The sequence below is a fragment of the Burkholderia sp. 22PA0106 genome (assembly GCF_047497155.1).
GTDB lineage: Bacteria > Pseudomonadota > Gammaproteobacteria > Burkholderiales > Burkholderiaceae > Burkholderia.
On the sequence record NZ_CP163163.1, the window covers coordinates 939,665 to 954,428 of the forward strand.

Here is a 14,764-nt window from a genome sequence, read left to right on the forward strand (position 1 = left end):
CGATGAATATGGCAGAAAGCCACCTGAATCCGATCCAACTCGGCAAAGCGCCCGCCGGCGCCAGCGCAGCACCTGGCCAGAGCCCGCTTGCAGCGCCTGAAGCGAAGATCGAAGTCAACAATCTGAACTTCTTCTACAACAAGTTCCATGCGCTGAAGAACATCAACATGCGCATTCCGGAAGGCAAGGTGACCGCGTTCATCGGGCCGTCGGGCTGTGGCAAGTCCACCTTGCTGCGCACGTTCAACAAGATGTACGCGCTGTATCCGGAACAACGCGCCGAAGGCGCGATCGTGATGGACGGCGAGAACCTGCTCGAATCGAAGCAGGACATCTCGCTGCTGCGCGCGCGCATCGGCATGGTGTTCCAGAAGCCGACCCCGTTCCCGATGTCGATCTACGACAACATCGCGTTCGGCGTGAAGATGTTCGAGAAGCTCACGCGCTCGGAAATGGACGATCGCGTGGAGTGGGCGCTGACCAAGGCCGCGCTGTGGAACGAAGTGAAGGACAAGCTGGGCCAGAGCGGCTACGGCCTGTCGGGCGGCCAGCAGCAGCGCCTCTGTATCGCGCGCGGCATCGCGATCCGCCCGGAAGTGCTGCTGCTCGACGAGCCGTGCTCGGCGCTCGACCCGATCTCGACCGGCCGCATCGAAGAGCTGATCGCAGAGCTGAAGAGCGACTACACGGTCGTGATCGTCACGCACAACATGCAGCAGGCCGCACGTTGTTCGGACTACACAGCGTATATGTATCTGGGCGAGCTGATCGAATTCGGCGATACTGAAAAAATCTTCATCAAGCCGGCCCGCAAGGAAACGGAAGATTACATCACCGGCCGTTTCGGTTGATGACGGAGCAAGAACAATGACCGATAAGCATCTGTCGAGCCAATTCGACGCCGACCTGAACGCGGTGTCGTCGAAGGTTCTCGAAATGGGCGGCCTCGTCGAGGCGCAAATCACCGAGGCCATCCACGCCCTGAACGAATTCGACCGCGAAGCGGCCGAGCGCGTGATCGCCAACGAAGACATCCTGAATCAGATGGAAGTCGACATCGACGAAGAGTGCGGCAACATCATCGCGCGCCGCCAGCCGGCCGCGCGCGACCTGCGCCTGCTGATGTCGATTTCCAAGACCATCACCAATCTCGAGCGCGCCGGCGACGAAGCCGAAAAGATCGCCAAGCGCGTGCGCCGTCTCGCCGACGAGCCGATCGCGCGTGGCGTGAACATCGCCGAGATCAAGGTGTCGGGCGAAATGGCCGTGACGATCCTGCGCCGCGCGCTCGACGCGTTCGCGCGCCTCGACACGGTGGCCGCGGCCCAGATCGTCAAGGACGACAAGGAAATCGACCAGGAATTCCGCGCGTTCGTGCGCAAGCTCGTGTCGTACATGCAGGAAGATCCGCGCACGATCTCGGTCGGCCTCGACTTCCTGTTCATCGCCAAGGCGATCGAGCGCGTCGGCGACCACGCCAAGAACATCGCCGAATTCATCATCTACATCGTCAAGGGCACCGACGTGCGGCACAAGCCGCGCGACCTGCTCGACCGCGAAGCCAACAGTTAATCAGCCAGGATAAGGACGGATAGAGGTGCCGATGCCCAGCAACATTCTCGTCATCGAAGATGAGCCCGCGATTTCCGAACTCATTTCGGTGAACCTGCAACACGCGGGCCATTGTGCGATTCGCGCGTACAACGCGGAGCAGGCGCAAAACCTGATCAGCGACGTGCTGCCTGATCTGGTCCTGCTCGACTGGATGCTGCCGGGCAAATCGGGCATCGCGTTCGCGCGCGAACTTCGCAACAACGAGCGCACGAAGCACATCCCGATCATCATGCTGACCGCGCGCGGTGACGAGCAGGACAAGGTGCTGGGTCTCGAGATCGGCGCGGACGACTACGTCACCAAGCCGTTCTCGCCGAAGGAACTGATGGCGCGCATCAAGGCGGTGTTGCGCCGCCGCGCGCCGCAGCTCACCGAGGACGTGGTGTCGATCAACGGCCTGCGCCTCGACCCGGCTACGCACCGTGTCGCGGCCAGCGCCGAAGGCAACGAGATCAAGCTCGATCTCGGTCCGACCGAGTTCCGCCTGCTGCATTTCTTCATGACCCACCCCGAGCGCGTGCACAGCCGCACGCAACTGCTCGATCAGGTGTGGGGCGATCACGTATTCGTCGAGGAACGGACGGTGGACGTGCATATCAAGCGCCTGCGCGCGGCCCTCAAGCCGGCAGGGTGCGATGCTATGATCGAAACCGTTCGTGGCAGCGGCTACCGCCTCGCGAAACACGCTTGATGCAATGCGGCGCGCGATTCGGGCGATCGCCCGCGCGCCGCGGCCCGGCTCACTCCCGTTCTCTTTCGAGCGCCAACCATGAACATCATCTGGGCGCGCTTTCTGGTCTCGCTCGTCCTGCTCGCGCTGGTTTCCGCGCTGGCCGGCGCGCTGATCGGCATGCGCGCGGGTCTCGCGGTCGCGATCATCCTGCTGACCGCGCAGGCGTTCTTCAGCACCTTCCATACGCAGCGCCTCTGGCGCCTGCTCGACGCGCCGGTGTATGGCGAAGTGCCGAGCGCGCCGGGCATCTGGGGCGAAATCTACTACCGCCTGCACAAGCTCGCGAAGCAGTGGCATTCGCAGGTGCGTCAGGTCGAGCAGCAGCACTCGCGCTTCATCCAGGCGATCCAGGCTTCGCCGAACGGCGTGGCGATGCTCGACGACCACGACCAGATCGAATGGTGCAATGCGATCGCCGAGCTGCATTTCGGGCTCGATTCGAAGCGCGACCTGCGCCAGCACATCACGCATCTGGTTCGGCATCCTGATTTCGTGCGTTACCTCAATGCGCAGCATTACGACGAAATGCTTGTGATGCGCGGCATGGGCGAGGGGCGTCAGCACGTGATCGCGGTGCAGGTATTTCCGTACGGCGACAACCGCAAGCTGCTGCTGACGCAGGACATCACCGAGGTCGAACGCACCGACGCGATGCGCCGCGACTTCGTGGCCAATGTTTCGCACGAACTGAAGACGCCGCTGACGGTGCTGTCGGGCTTCCTCGAAACGCTGCGCGAGCTGCCGGTGTCGGAGGAAGAACGCGCGCGCTATCTCGACATGATGGAGCAGCAGGCGTCGCGCATGCGCAAGATCGTCACCGACCTGCTGGTGCTGGCCAAGCTCGAAGGCGAGGGCAAGCCGCCGACCGACAAGCCGGTCGACATGGACGACGTGCTCGGCCATCTCGAGGATGTCGCGCAATCGCTGTCGGCCGGCCATCACGAGATCTCGTTCGAGATCGACGAAGCGCTGACGGTGACGGGCGCGGAGACGGAAATCTTCAGCGCGCTCGGCAACCTCGTCACGAACGCGGTGCGCTACACGCCCGAGGGCGGCAAGATCCGCGTGTGCTGGCGGCGCGACGGCTCGCAGGCGGTGTTTTCGGTGAAGGACAGCGGGTTCGGGATTGCGGCGGAAGAGTTGCCGCGGCTGACCGAGCGTTTTTATCGCGTCGATCGCAGCCGTTCGCGCGATACCGGCGGCACGGGCCTGGGCCTCGCGATCGTCAAGCATGTGCTGCAACGCCACGACGGCCAGTTGTTGATCCAGAGCGAGGAAGGGCGCGGCAGCACGTTCACGGCGCGCTTTCCGGCGCAGCGCACGGTGGCGCGGCGGCGGCACGAAGTCTGAGCGCATTCGCAGGACAACGGATCGACACCGGTTGCCACCGCCATGAAAAATGCCACCCGCGAGGGTGGCATTTTCGTTCGAGCCCGACGCACGCCCTGGCGCGCTTCCGGCTTCAGCCGCCGAACTTCTCCAGCAGCCCGAGTTGCGCGCTGCGCGAGGTCTTGCCGGTGCGGCGGCGCTTGTAGTGGCCGTCGCTCTGCATCAGCCACGCCGATTGATTGTCGCCGAGCAGCACCGACAGCCCTTCGGCGATCACGCGACGCTTGAGCTTGCGATCGTGGATCGGGAACGCCACTTCGACGCGGCGGAACAGGTTGCGGTCCATCCAGTCGGCGCTCGACAGATAGACTTCCTCGGCGCCGCCCGCATGGAAGTAGTAGATGCGGTGATGTTCGAGGAAGCGGCCGATGATCGAGCGCACCGTGATGTTCTCCGACAGGCCCGGCACGCTGGGCTGCAACGCGCACACGCCGCGCACGATCAGATCGACCTTCACGCCGGCCTGCGAGGCCTCGTAAAGCTCGGCGATCACCGACGGTTCGAGCAGCGCGTTCATCTTCGCGACGATCCGCGCGCGCTTGCCGGCGCGCGCGTTGGCGATTTCGCGGCGGATGCCCTCGATCATCTTCGGATGCAGCGTGAACGGCGATTGCCACAGCTCGTGCAGCCGCAGCTCGCCGCCGATGCCGGTCAACTGCTGGAACACGTGATGGACGTCCTCGCAGATCCTCGGCTCGGCCGTCATCAGCCCGAAATCGGTATAGAGGCGCGCCGTGCGCGGATGGTAGTTGCCGGTGCCGAGGTGCACGTAGCGGCGCAGCAGGTTCTTGCCGCCGCGCTTCTCGCGGCGCACGATCAGCACCATCTTGGCGTGGCACTTGTGGCCGACCACCCCGTACACCACGTGCGCGCCCACGGCTTCGAGCCGCGACGCCCAGTTGATGTTGGTTTCCTCGTCGAAGCGCGCGAGCAGCTCCACCACCACCGTCACTTCCTTGCCGTTGCGCGCGGCTTCCATCAGCGCGTCCATCAGCGGCGAATCGGTGCCGGTGCGGTAGATGGTCTGCTTGATGGCGACCACGTTCGGATCGCGGGCGGCCTCCTGCAGCAGTTGCAGCACCGGCTGGAAGCTTTCGTACGGATGGTGCAGCAGGATGTCGGCGCGATCGATCGCCGCGAACATCGACGCCGCGTTCGTGACTTCGGCCGGCGTGGACGGCGTGTGCGGCACGAACTTCAGTTCGGGCAGATCGACCAGGTCGGGCAACTGCATCAGCCGCACCAGGTTGACGGGGCCGTTCACGCGGTAGCAATCGCGTTCGCTGAGGTCGCTCTCGTCGAGCAGGCGGCGCACGATGTGGGCGGGCGTGTCGGCCGACACTTCGAGCCGCACCGCGTTGCCGAGGTGGCGCGCGGGCAGTTCGCCCTGCAGCGCGACGCGCAGGTTGGTGATTTCGTCCTCGTCGACGAACAGCTCGCTGTTGCGCGTGATGCGGAACTGGTTGCAGCTCTTGACGACGAGCTTCGGGAACAGCTCGCCCACGAAGCGCTGCATCAGCGAACTGAGCAGCACGAAGCCGTGACGGAAGCCCGACAGCTCCTGCGGCATGCGCACCACGCGCGGCAGTGCGCGGGGCGCCTGCACGATGCCGAGCAGCGCCTGGCGGCCGAATGCGTCGCGGCCTTCGAGTTCGACCACGAAGTTCAGGCTCTTGTTGAGCACGCGCGGGAACGGGTGCGCCGGATCGAGCCCGATCGGCGTCAGCACCGGCAGCAGTTCGTCGAGGAAGTAGTTGCGGGCCCAGTCGAGCTGCGCCTCGCTCCAGCTGTCGGTGCCGTGAAAATGAATGCCTTCGGTTTCGAGCGCCGGGATGATGGTCTCGTGCAGCATCGCGTATTGCTTGTGGACCAGGCGTTGCGCGCGCTGCACCACCAGGTCGTACACATGCTGCAGCGACATGCCGTCGGGCGACGGTGCGCCCGGGTTGTCGCGCATCTGCTCCTGGAGCCCGGCCATGCGGACTTCGAAGAATTCGTCGAGGTTGCTGCTGGTGATGCAGATGAAACGCAGCCGTTCCAGCAGCGGAACGTGCGGATCGGCGGCTTGCGCGAGCACGCGCTCGTTGAAGCCGAGGATGCCCAGTTCACGGTTGAGCAGCGGGTAGCGGATGGACATCGGCAGCGTGGAGGGCTGGTCAGGTGCGGAGGGAAGGAAGGGGTGCTCGGAAATTCTCACGGTTTAATGACATATTGATGACGTATTTGACCTTCTTTTCGAATGATACGTCCTGGCATTCCATGATTTGATGACGTATTGATGACAATGCAGGATGGTTCAGCAAATAATACGTCGGCAATCGGCAAATCTCATCGTCTGTTTCAAACGAAACCATTCGCCGGCGCTGCAATTGCCTGCGATGATCCGACACCGCGGCGGCGACAGCATTTAAAATGCTGCGTTTGAATGTCATGGTTTGGCGTAGCGGCGGCTCGCCTGCCGAGAACGGAGCAACTACCCGATGGTCACATCCCCGCAACTACTCGCCGCCGTCGATCTCGGTTCGAACAGCTTCAGGCTGATTGTCGGCCGCGTCGAGGAAACGCCTGCGGGCAGCCAGATTTACCCGGTCGACGCCCTGCGCGAGCCGGTTCGCCTCGCGGCAGGCCTGTCGCGCGACAAGATGCTCGATCGCGCCTCGCAGGAGCGGGGCTGGGACGCGCTGAAGCGTTTCGGCGAACGCCTGCGCGATTTCCACCCCGATCACGTGCGCGCGGTGGCCACCAATACGCTGCGCGTCGCCAAGAATGCCGGCGAATTCCTGGTCGAGGCCGAAGCGGCGCTCGGCTTCCCGATCGAAGTGATCGCGGGCCGCGAGGAAGCGCGGCTGATCTACGCGGGCGCCGCGCACTCGGTGCCGGCCAATGCGGGCAAGCGGCTGGTGGTCGACATCGGCGGCGGCTCGACCGAATTCATCATCGGCCAGCACTACACGCCGATCGTCATGGAAAGCCTGTATATCGGCTGCGTCAGCCACAGCCGCCAGTTCTTCCCGGCCGGCAACGTCGACGAATACACCATGCGGCAGGCCGAACTGGCCGCCAAGCGCGAAATCCAGATCATCTCGGGCGAATACAAGAAGGCCGGCTGGGATCAGGCGATCGGCTCGTCGGGCACGGCGCGCGCGCTGGCCGAGCTGGTCGAGGGCAACGGCTTCAACGATGCCGGCATCACGCACGGCATCTCGCGCGGCGGGCTCGAACGCTTGAAGCGCGCGCTCATCAAGGCCGAGAACGTCAACCGCCTGAAGCTCGTCGCGCTGAAGCCCGATCGCATTCCGGTGCTGGCCGGCGGCCTGTCGATCATGCTCGCGGTGTTCGAGGAACTGGGCGTCGATTACGTGGACACCACCGACGGCGCGCTGCGGCTCGGCGTGCTGTACGACCTGCTCGGCCGGGCGCAGCACGAGGACATGCGCGCGGTGACGGTCGAGGGCTTCACGCGCCGCTATGGCGTCGATCGCGCCCAGGCCGACCGGATCGCCTCGCTGGCCACGAGTTTCTACGACCAGCTCGAACAGACCGAGGAACTCCGTCGCCCGGAAGATCGCACGTTCGTGGGCTGGGCCGCCGCGTTGCATGAAATCGGCCTGTCGATCTCGCACAGCGCCTATCACAAGCATTCGGCCTATATCGCCAGCAATGCCGACATGCCCGGCTTCTCGCGCACCGATCAGGCCCGCCTGGCGGCGCTGGTGCTCGGCCATGCGGGCAAGCTCGGCAAGCTCTCGCAGTCGCGCGACGTCGAATGGCCGCTGCTGTTCTGCCTGCGCCTCGCGGCGCTGCTGTGCCGTCGCCGAACCGATGCCGGCTTGCCCGAGATTTCGGTGTCGGACGCCAAGAAGGGCGGCTACGAGGTGCGGCTGCCGGGCAGTTGGGTCGAGCAGAACCCGTTGACCGACTACAGCCTGAGCCAGGAAGCGGCGGAGTGGGAGAAGGTCGGCATTCCGTATCGCGTGGTGTACACGGAGGCCTGAGCGCCGGGCGCGCAGTGCGCGTTCGATGAAAAAGCGGCTGCATGCGTCGGGCATGCAGCCGCTTTTTTCATGTGGCCGAGGCCAGCGCCGCGCTCAGGGCGTGCAGACGATGGCGGTCAGGAACGGGAATGCGGCCTTCACGGTGGCGGTGCTGCCGGCGGCGCGCACCTTGGCCTCGACACTGCTTTTCGAGCCGCGCACCACCACGCCGTAGCCCCATTGGTCGATCTGCGCGCCGTCGCCGTGCTGGAACAGCGGATCGTTCTCCTGGTAGCCGAGCACCACGTAGACCGAAAAGCCGTAGGCCGTCAGCGGGTGGACGGTATGGAATGCGTTCATCGAATTCGCCTCGACGTGCATCGGCTTGGTGTCGATGTCGCCGGCTTCGGCCAGCGGCGCGACGAATTTGTGGCCGTTCCACGAGCAATCGAGCGCAGCGTCGAGCGCTTTCGGCTCCGCGGCGAAGGTGGGCGAGGTGGCAGTCAGCAGGGCGGCGCAGGCTAGGCCGGCGGCCGCGAGGTGGTGTGCTTTCATACGGCGCAAGTCGGTGATGTTGTTGTTCTGGTGGCGAGAAAGCCGGTGCGCATGCAGCCGGCCCGCCGCAGCCGGTTGAGCCTGATCGCCGGCGCGGCGTGTTTCGATCATAGCGAAAACGCGACGGCGGCGCAGCGGTTTGCCGTTGCCTTGTGATGTGGCGCCCAGGCAGAGGCCGCGCGGCGCATGGCGGCCAGCTGCCGCCCTCTGCCGCCTATTGCGGCTCGCGTTGCAGATACTGCCGGACCTGTTGCAGGCTCACGCGCCCGCTGTGGGCTGTGTCGATCTGGTCGAAATGGCGCGCGATGAACGGCAGGCCGTTGGCCCGGGCCTGCGCCGCGGTGATCGTCCGGCCGTCCGACAGCGCGGCATTGGTGGCCAGGCTCGCGGCGAGCCGCGAGCGGGCCTGCCGGGCCAGATCGCTGCCGGTGGTGGCCGAGGCGGGCGCGGCAAGCGGCTGGCGCGGCCGGAACGGGCCATCGACGCCGCCTTGTAGCAGCGCCGGGGTGGACACGGCCTGCTGCGCGGCTGCGGCGGCGGGGCCGGCGGGCAGCGCCAGCGCGGGGGCCGCCACGACCGCCAAGGCCCGGGCCGCCAACGAAACGGCGCGGCCCAGTGCCGCGAATGACATACCGCGCGGAATCGGATGCGGATGGAGCATGGCGTGTCTCGTCGAGAAGGGGAGCGGCATCAGCGGGCCGCGATCGCGGTGTCCGAGGTTCGCGCGGCGGCCGGGCTTTCGTCGGGCCAGGGCGCGGGCAATTGCGCGAGCGACAGCGCGTTGGCGATCGGCCGGTTCGCGAAGAACGCGGCCAGATCGGCACGCAGGCGGGGCCGCGCGTCGTTGTCGAGATAGATCATGTGGCCGCCCGGGTAGAACGTCATCTGCAGGTTCGGCGCGATGCCGGGCACGGTCTGCAAGCGCGCGAGCTGGTTCTCGGTCAGGAAATACGGCGTGGCCAGGTCGTGATAGCCGTTGGCCGACAGCACCTTCAGCTGGGGATCGAGCTGGAGCGCGGCGAGCAGGTCCGGGATGGTGTCGGGCACGGCTTGCCCGGCGTGGCTGAAATCCCAGCCGTTGATGACGGCGTTGTTCAGCGTGGCGTAGGTCGCGTTCGGCGCCTGATAGCCGAGCTCGTTCGGCAACTGCGCGGCCAGCACGGTGGTGAACGGCTGCGAAACGAGGATGTCGGACGGGTCCGAATCCGCCTGCAGGCGCGGGTCGCCGCTCGGCAGGATCACGCGGCCGTCGTAGCGGCCGATGGTCGAGCCGGGCACCAGCGCGCGGCCGTAGAACTTCGTGCCGAAATACGCGCTCAGCGAGGCGAACGACAGCCTGGTTTGCGTCGACCATTGCGACAGCGTGTTGATGTCGGGGTAGGTCGGCGTGGGCACCAGCGACGTGCCGGCGAAGAAGAAGCTCGGGCCGTATTGCGCGAGCTGCGCGTATTGGGCGGTCGCGAAGGCCTGCATCTGCGACGCGAATTGCGCCGGGTCGGCCGGCGCGGGCGACACCTGGTTGAAATAGGCGGCCACCTGCGCGTAGCCGAGGAAGTAACCGATCATCCCGTCGGTCGCGGCCTTCAGCGCCAGCGACGCGCTGGCCGTGTTGCCGCCCGTGATCGCGTAGGTTTCGCCGGGGTCCGCGAAGTAATTGAGGATCGACGATTGCAGCACGATGCCGCTCAGGTTCACGCCGGCCGATTCGAGCGCCAGCGCCAGCATGTTGGTGCGCGGCGTGCCGTACGACTCGCCGTACAGGTACAGCGGCGCGCTGGTGCGCTGGTTGACGGCGATATAGCGGCGGATGAAGTCGCGCATCACGGCCACGTCGGCATCGGTGCCCCAGAACGTCCGGTTGGTGTTCGGCGCGATGGCTTCCGAGAAGCCGGTGCCGGGCGGATCGATGAACACCATGTCGGTGGTGTCGATCAGGCTGTCGTCGTTGGCGACCAGCGGGAAGTCGGGCCAGTTCGTCATGAGCGGATCGGGCGTGGCCACGCGGGTGGGCGCGAACGCGCCGAGCCGCAGCCACACCGACGACGAGCCGGGGCCGCCGTTGTAGAAGAACGTGACGGGGCGCGGCTGGCCGTCCTGGCTCGGCGCGGTGTAGGCCACGTAGGACAGGCTGGCCTCGGGCGTGCCGTCCGGGGCCAGCGCGCTCAGATGGCCGGTGGTCGACGTGTAATCGACGCTCTTGCCGTTGCCGGCCCACTGGCGATGCATGACCGCCGCCGATTCGTTGACTTGCCACAGGTTCAGGCTGGCGCCCGCGCCGGTGGCGTATGCGGTGTTGTCGATGAAGGCCTGGTTCGAAACGGCGCCGAGCGCGCTGGGGCTGCCGTTGTTGTCGTCGCCGCCGCAGGCCGCCAGCGCCAGTATGGCGGCCGCCAGGAGGCCCGCTCCGATATGCCGGATCGCGCGCGATCCGCTGCGGGCTCCCGTTCCCGAAATCGATTTCGACGTGTTTCCCCGCCCCGTGTTGTCGCTTGCTTTCATCCCTGTTCCCTTGCCGGAAAGTCGATGCAATTCGGACTTTTATTTGCCGATTTGACGATGGATTTATTCTTTTTCTTGTTAACGGCGGGGATGGCGGGGAATGCAGCGCAGGAAAGAAAAATAGTGCAGCCAATCGAAATTTGAAAAGGATCGTATGGATTGTTATTGGCGAATTGGCGGGTAAACGGGAAAGGGAAAACCCGCGAATTAAAACCGAAGACGATTATCGACAGGGTTGCGCTTCGGCGCGGAACGGCTGCCGGGAGGGATGTCGGGCGCGGCGGGAGAGGGCGCAAGGCACAACCGATCGAAGCCGCCACGATCGGAACATGAACCGAACGGATAATCGCCAGGCATGGCTTCGGGCGGCGCCGCCCGATTCATCGTCCTGCAATCGGGTTTCGAATCGATTTCAACCGGACACGCCGAGCCGTTCGGCGCGCGGCGCAAGCTCGTGCCGAATCGCATTGCGCCGCGCCGAACGTCAATCGCGGTGCAGCCGTTGCAGATAATGCTCGCAGCGCGCGCGCAGCGCTTCCATCTGCGGCGAGCCTTCGTCGGCGAGCAGGCCGTCGGCGAGGCCCGGGCCGCTGCCCGAGGTGGCCACGTCGTAGATCTCGTTGGCCAGGCCGCGCGCGGCCATCGCGATGCGAATCCGGTCGAGCCACTCGCATTCCACGCGATGGCTGTCCAGCCACAGGCGGGTGGCCGCCACGATACGGTCGGGCGGCATCCAGCGCCCGGTCTGGATGCGTGCGACCAGTTGGCTCGTCACGAGGTAACGGAGCAGGTCCACTTGTGTCACGCGTCAGTCCTCCATGCTTGGCCGGGCTCCGGCGGCGACGCCGGCCCGGTACGCCGCGTCGGCCGAGAGGGCCAGGGATGCGGCGGCGTATCCATTCCCTTCAGCAACGGCCATGCCAGCCGGGCAGGCCGCGCGCGGCACATGTCTTGCGGCTCATGGTGTCCATCCACGACCGGAGGGTTTATGCAACACGATCTGACACGACCCCTGACACGACCCGTATGGCGCGCGTTCGCCATGGGCGCGCTGTGTGCGGGGCTGCTCGCGGCGGCGGGCTGCTCGAAGCAGAGCGATAGCGGCAGTGCCGGCAGCGCAGCCAGTGCGCCGGCCGCATCGAGCGATACGTCGCAACCGGGTGCGGCCAGCGGCGTATCGCCGGCCCCGATGACGGCGCCGGGCGCGGCTTCCGACGCCACGGGCGCATCCGATTCGTCGGGTGCCGCCGGTGCGTCGCCGGCCTCGGCCGCGTCGGGGGGCTGATCCCCCGTCCCCGCCGGCCACCGCGTGCGGCCGGCGGGTTTTCGCATTGGATTAACCAGGACCGGGAGGCTTTATGAGCAGTACCTTGAACCCCGACAACGAACCGCTCGATCCGTCGGGCGGCAACGGCAACGATGCCGACGCGCTCGGCCCGAGCGATTCGTCGGACAGCGGCAGCGACACGCGCGGCGCGAAACGCCGCCCGTTCGACGTGGACGACGAGCTCGACGCCCATGCGCTCGAACGCGGCGCGGCGGCCGGCGCGGCGGGCACCGACCGCGCCGGCACGGGCGAGCGCGCGTCGGCGGACGGCGATTCGAACTTCGTCGACAGCGCCGACATCGAGCCGGACCGCACCGGCCGGCTGGCCGACAGCGACGACGCGGAGCAGGACGACGACGCGCCATGAGCGCCGACGGCCGGCGCCCGCGCGCGGCGCCATCGCCGTCGATCCGGCAAATCTTTCAATATCGTTTGAAGTAAATGATGAAAAACGGTGACGCCGGCCGAATCCGCGCCGGGGTCACCCAACCGATCGAGGAGGTATGCGATGCAACGACGCCATCCGAATCGCTCGCGAGACATGCGCGGGCCGGCGAACTGGCAGGAGCGCAATGAACGGGCTTACTGGGGCAGCGACGAACGCGACATCGATTTTCAGGACGCCCGCGAGCGCCTGCCCGCCGAGCGTTTCGACGCGCGGCGCGAGCGCGGCGAGCACGACGCCCGGCACGATGCGGGCGAGGCACGGCGAGCGCGCGGTGCGGCCGATGAAGGAGGGCGGGAGCGTGATGCCCGGCGCGACCCGGTACGCGTCGGCGGCGGCCCCGCGCGGCCGGCCGCGCCCAGCGAACGCGAGCATGGCGGCCACGCGGGCGAGCACGCTGCGCGCCGCGACGCGCGCTACGGCGATGCGCCACGGCACGAGCGGCACGAGCAGAGCGAGCAGCACGCGTGGCAAGGCGGTGGCCACGGCGCGCCGTCGCACGCGCGCTACGATCCGCCGCCCACCTATCACCCGCGCCACGCCGAGCGCCGCGCGCAGCCCCTGCGCGGGCCGAAGGGCTACACGCGTTCCGACGAGCGGATTCGCGAGGATGTCTGCGAGCGCCTGGCCTTTGCCATCGATATCGACGTGAGCGAGGTCAGCGTGGCGGTGGAGGCGGGCTGCGTGCGGCTCGACGGCACCGTGCCCGAGCGCTGGATGAAGCACGAGATCGAGGATCTGGCCGATAGCTGCGTGTGGGTGCGCGACGTGGACAACCGCGTGCGCGTGGTGCGCGGGCGCATGCCCGACGACGTGCCGCAGTCGGCGGCGCGTGGCGGATCGGGTTCGGGGGACGCGCCGCTGGCCGGCCCCGATCCCGCCGCGCAGCCGTCCGGTGCGATCGGCCCGGCTGGCCCGGCGCAGCCCGATGCCGCCACCGTCGCGCCGGGGCCTGACGACCGCCGGCATTGAGCCGGGCGGCGGCGCGCCGTCAGCGGCGCGCGCTTTCCTCGAGTTCCTGCTCCAGGCCATGCTCGCGCATCAGCGCGAGCCGGTTGTACAGCGTCTTGAGGCTGATGCCGAGCGCCTTGGCGGTGCGCGGCTTGTCGCCCTCGAAATGACGCAGCGAGGCGACGATAAAGCGCTGTTGCGCATGCGCGAGCGTGGCGCCGAGCGGCAGCGACATCACGTTGTCGCGCACGTCGACGCGCGGCGGCACCTGGCGCGGCAGGTCGAGTTCGATCTGGTCGTCGGACAGGATGAAGGCGCGTTCGATCGCATTGCGCAGCTCGCGCACGTTTCCGGGCCACGGATAGGCGCGCAGCGCCTTGAGCGCCTGCGCCGACAGTGCCTTGTCGCTGCCGTGCTGGGCGTTGAGCCCGGCCACCAGGTCGCGCGCGATGTCCTCGACGTCGCCCTCGCGGTGGCGCAGCGCCGGCACATGCAGCGCGAACGCGGCTAGCCGGTAGAACAGATCCTCGCGCAGCCGGCCGTCCTGGATCGCATCGACGGGATTGTGATGGGTGGCGGCGATGATCCGCACGTCGAGCGGGATCGTGTCGGTGCCGCCCACCCGCATGATGGTGTTCGATTCGAGCGCACGCAGCAGCTTGACCTGCATGTCGCGCGGCATTTCCGCGATTTCGTCGAGGAACACCGTGCCGCCCGCCGCGGCTTCGAACCAGCCGATGTGCTGGGCGGCCGCGCCCGTGAAGCTGCCTTTTTCATGGCCGAACAACTGCGATTCGGCGAGTTCGGCCGGGATCGCGCCGCAATTGACGGCCACGAACGGGCCGCCCGCGCGGGTGCTGGCATCGTGCAGCAGGCGCGCGGCGATATCCTTGCCGGCGCCGCTTTCGCCGACGATCAACACGCTTGCGCGGGTTGCGGCAACCTTCTCGATTTTCGACAGCAGCGCCTGGATGCGCGGCGAGGAGCCGGCCAGACGGCGGCCGTCGCTGGATGTTTTCGACATGAATGTTGGATCTCGGGTGGAAGAGCGTGTCTCCGTACACGGTCCCCGTGAAGCGTGTAATTTTTATAAGATAAGCGCAAGCGTAGCCGAATCTGCCTGCGGTTCATGAATTGAAAATTCCAATACGCTTGGTATGGTCGGATAGAAAAAAACGATAATGGCCGGGTGCGACAGGTTGTCCTCTATACTCCCCGGACGCCAAGTCGACAGGCCGGGCCAAGCGGCCGATCCGGTGCCCCGGTCGGCGTTACCA

General features: G+C 66.6%; 15 protein-coding genes. 8 read left to right on the forward strand and 7 right to left on the reverse strand.

Annotated features, from left to right (window positions below):
• Positions 1-2 precede the first annotated feature (2 nt).
• The 4 genes from pstB to phoR all read left to right on the forward strand — a co-directional run bounded on the left by pstB (position 3) and on the right by phoR (position 3,697).
• Positions 3-851, forward strand: a complete 849-nt coding sequence (gene pstB / locus AB4850_RS19070) for a phosphate ABC transporter ATP-binding protein PstB (protein ID WP_414444568.1) — start codon at positions 3-5, stop codon at positions 849-851.
• Positions 852-867: 16 nt separating this feature from the next.
• Positions 868-1,572: a phosphate signaling complex protein PhoU gene (phoU, locus tag AB4850_RS19075; protein ID WP_414444569.1), complete on the forward strand. Its 705-nt coding sequence runs from the start codon at positions 868-870 to the stop codon at positions 1,570-1,572.
• Between the two features lie 31 nt (positions 1,573-1,603).
• Entirely contained in the window at positions 1,604-2,305 is a 702-nt protein-coding gene (phoB, locus tag AB4850_RS19080) for a phosphate regulon transcriptional regulator PhoB (protein ID WP_206127137.1), read from the forward strand.
• A 78-nt stretch (positions 2,306-2,383) separates the two neighbouring features.
• The gene (gene phoR / locus AB4850_RS19085) at positions 2,384-3,697 is read left to right on the forward strand and encodes a phosphate regulon sensor histidine kinase PhoR (protein WP_414444570.1); all 1,314 of its coding nucleotides are present in this window, start codon (positions 2,384-2,386) and stop codon (positions 3,695-3,697) included.
• 112 nt (positions 3,698-3,809) lie between these two features.
• Here phoR and ppk1 read toward each other — a convergent pair whose 3' ends face one another.
• Entirely contained in the window at positions 3,810-5,873 is a 2,064-nt protein-coding gene (ppk1, locus tag AB4850_RS19090; RefSeq protein ID WP_414444571.1) for a polyphosphate kinase 1, read from the reverse strand.
• A 19-nt stretch (positions 5,874-5,892) separates the two neighbouring features.
• Entirely contained in the window at positions 5,893-6,168 is a 276-nt protein-coding gene (locus tag AB4850_RS19095) for a hypothetical protein (protein ID WP_414444572.1), read from the reverse strand.
• Positions 6,169-6,216: 48 nt separating this feature from the next.
• Here AB4850_RS19095 and ppx point away from each other — a divergent pair, with 48 nt between their 5' ends.
• A complete protein-coding gene (gene ppx / locus AB4850_RS19100; protein ID WP_414444573.1) occupies positions 6,217-7,731 on the forward strand; it encodes an exopolyphosphatase in 1,515 nt (504 codons plus the stop codon).
• A gap of 93 nt (positions 7,732-7,824) precedes the next feature.
• Here the strand turns inward: ppx and AB4850_RS19105 are convergent, their stop codons facing one another.
• From AB4850_RS19105 to AB4850_RS19120, 4 genes are all read right to left on the reverse strand, one after another.
• Positions 7,825-8,265 carry a hypothetical protein gene (locus tag AB4850_RS19105; RefSeq protein ID WP_414444574.1) on the reverse strand — a complete coding sequence of 147 codons (441 nt, stop codon included), beginning with the start codon at positions 8,263-8,265 and terminating at the stop codon, positions 7,825-7,827.
• Between the two features lie 214 nt (positions 8,266-8,479).
• Positions 8,480-8,926: a hypothetical protein gene (locus AB4850_RS19110; protein WP_414444575.1), complete on the reverse strand. Its 447-nt coding sequence runs from the start codon at positions 8,924-8,926 to the stop codon at positions 8,480-8,482.
• A 29-nt stretch (positions 8,927-8,955) separates the two neighbouring features.
• Positions 8,956-10,764 carry a S10 family serine carboxypeptidase-like protein gene (locus AB4850_RS19115; protein ID WP_414444576.1) on the reverse strand — a complete coding sequence of 603 codons (1,809 nt, stop codon included), beginning with the start codon at positions 10,762-10,764 and terminating at the stop codon, positions 8,956-8,958.
• A gap of 484 nt (positions 10,765-11,248) precedes the next feature.
• Positions 11,249-11,569 carry a hypothetical protein gene (locus tag AB4850_RS19120; RefSeq protein ID WP_414444577.1) on the reverse strand — a complete coding sequence of 107 codons (321 nt, stop codon included), beginning with the start codon at positions 11,567-11,569 and terminating at the stop codon, positions 11,249-11,251.
• Positions 11,570-11,752: 183 nt separating this feature from the next.
• On the opposite strand from AB4850_RS19120, the gene AB4850_RS19125 reads away from it, so the two are divergent.
• The 3 genes from AB4850_RS19125 to AB4850_RS19135 all read left to right on the forward strand — a co-directional run bounded on the left by AB4850_RS19125 (position 11,753) and on the right by AB4850_RS19135 (position 13,508).
• The gene (locus tag AB4850_RS19125; RefSeq protein WP_414444578.1) at positions 11,753-12,049 is read left to right on the forward strand and encodes a hypothetical protein; all 297 of its coding nucleotides are present in this window, start codon (positions 11,753-11,755) and stop codon (positions 12,047-12,049) included.
• 73 nt (positions 12,050-12,122) lie between these two features.
• Positions 12,123-12,458, forward strand: coding sequence for a chemotaxis protein (locus AB4850_RS19130; protein WP_414444579.1), 336 nt, complete (start codon positions 12,123-12,125; stop codon positions 12,456-12,458).
• A gap of 141 nt (positions 12,459-12,599) precedes the next feature.
• Positions 12,600-13,508, forward strand: coding sequence for a BON domain-containing protein (locus tag AB4850_RS19135; protein ID WP_414444580.1), 909 nt, complete (start codon positions 12,600-12,602; stop codon positions 13,506-13,508).
• 19 nt (positions 13,509-13,527) lie between these two features.
• Here AB4850_RS19135 and AB4850_RS19140 read toward each other — a convergent pair whose 3' ends face one another.
• Positions 13,528-14,511 (reverse strand): sigma-54 interaction domain-containing protein, encoded by a 984-nt coding sequence (locus tag AB4850_RS19140; protein WP_414444581.1) that lies wholly within the window; start codon positions 14,509-14,511, stop codon positions 13,528-13,530.
• Between the last annotated feature and the right edge of the window lie 253 nt (positions 14,512-14,764).

What these genes read in the sequence shown, in the direction of transcription:
- AB4850_RS19105 (WP_414444574.1), bottom strand. Translation starts at nt 8,265, where the DNA reads ATGAAAGCACACCACCTCGCGGCCGCCGGCCTAGCCTGCGCCGCCCTG.
- AB4850_RS19095 (WP_414444572.1), bottom strand. Translation starts at nt 6,168, where the DNA reads ATGACATTCAAACGCAGCATTTTAAATGCTGTCGCCGCCGCGGTGTCG.
- ppx (WP_414444573.1), top strand. Translation starts at nt 6,217, where the DNA reads ATGGTCACATCCCCGCAACTACTCGCCGCCGTCGATCTCGGTTCGAAC.
- AB4850_RS19115 (WP_414444576.1), bottom strand. Translation starts at nt 10,764, where the DNA reads ATGAAAGCAAGCGACAACACGGGGCGGGGAAACACGTCGAAATCGATT.
- ppk1 (WP_414444571.1), bottom strand. Translation starts at nt 5,873, where the DNA reads ATGTCCATCCGCTACCCGCTGCTCAACCGTGAACTGGGCATCCTCGGC.
- pstB (WP_414444568.1), top strand. Translation starts at nt 3, where the DNA reads ATGAATATGGCAGAAAGCCACCTGAATCCGATCCAACTCGGCAAAGCG.
- AB4850_RS19125 (WP_414444578.1), top strand. Translation starts at nt 11,753, where the DNA reads ATGCAACACGATCTGACACGACCCCTGACACGACCCGTATGGCGCGCG.
- AB4850_RS19130 (WP_414444579.1), top strand. Translation starts at nt 12,123, where the DNA reads ATGAGCAGTACCTTGAACCCCGACAACGAACCGCTCGATCCGTCGGGC.
- phoB (WP_206127137.1), top strand. Translation starts at nt 1,604, where the DNA reads ATGCCCAGCAACATTCTCGTCATCGAAGATGAGCCCGCGATTTCCGAA.
- phoR (WP_414444570.1), top strand. Translation starts at nt 2,384, where the DNA reads ATGAACATCATCTGGGCGCGCTTTCTGGTCTCGCTCGTCCTGCTCGCG.
- AB4850_RS19110 (WP_414444575.1), bottom strand. Translation starts at nt 8,926, where the DNA reads ATGCTCCATCCGCATCCGATTCCGCGCGGTATGTCATTCGCGGCACTG.
- AB4850_RS19140 (WP_414444581.1), bottom strand. Translation starts at nt 14,511, where the DNA reads ATGTCGAAAACATCCAGCGACGGCCGCCGTCTGGCCGGCTCCTCGCCG.
- phoU (WP_414444569.1), top strand. Translation starts at nt 868, where the DNA reads ATGACCGATAAGCATCTGTCGAGCCAATTCGACGCCGACCTGAACGCG.
- AB4850_RS19135 (WP_414444580.1), top strand. Translation starts at nt 12,600, where the DNA reads ATGCAACGACGCCATCCGAATCGCTCGCGAGACATGCGCGGGCCGGCG.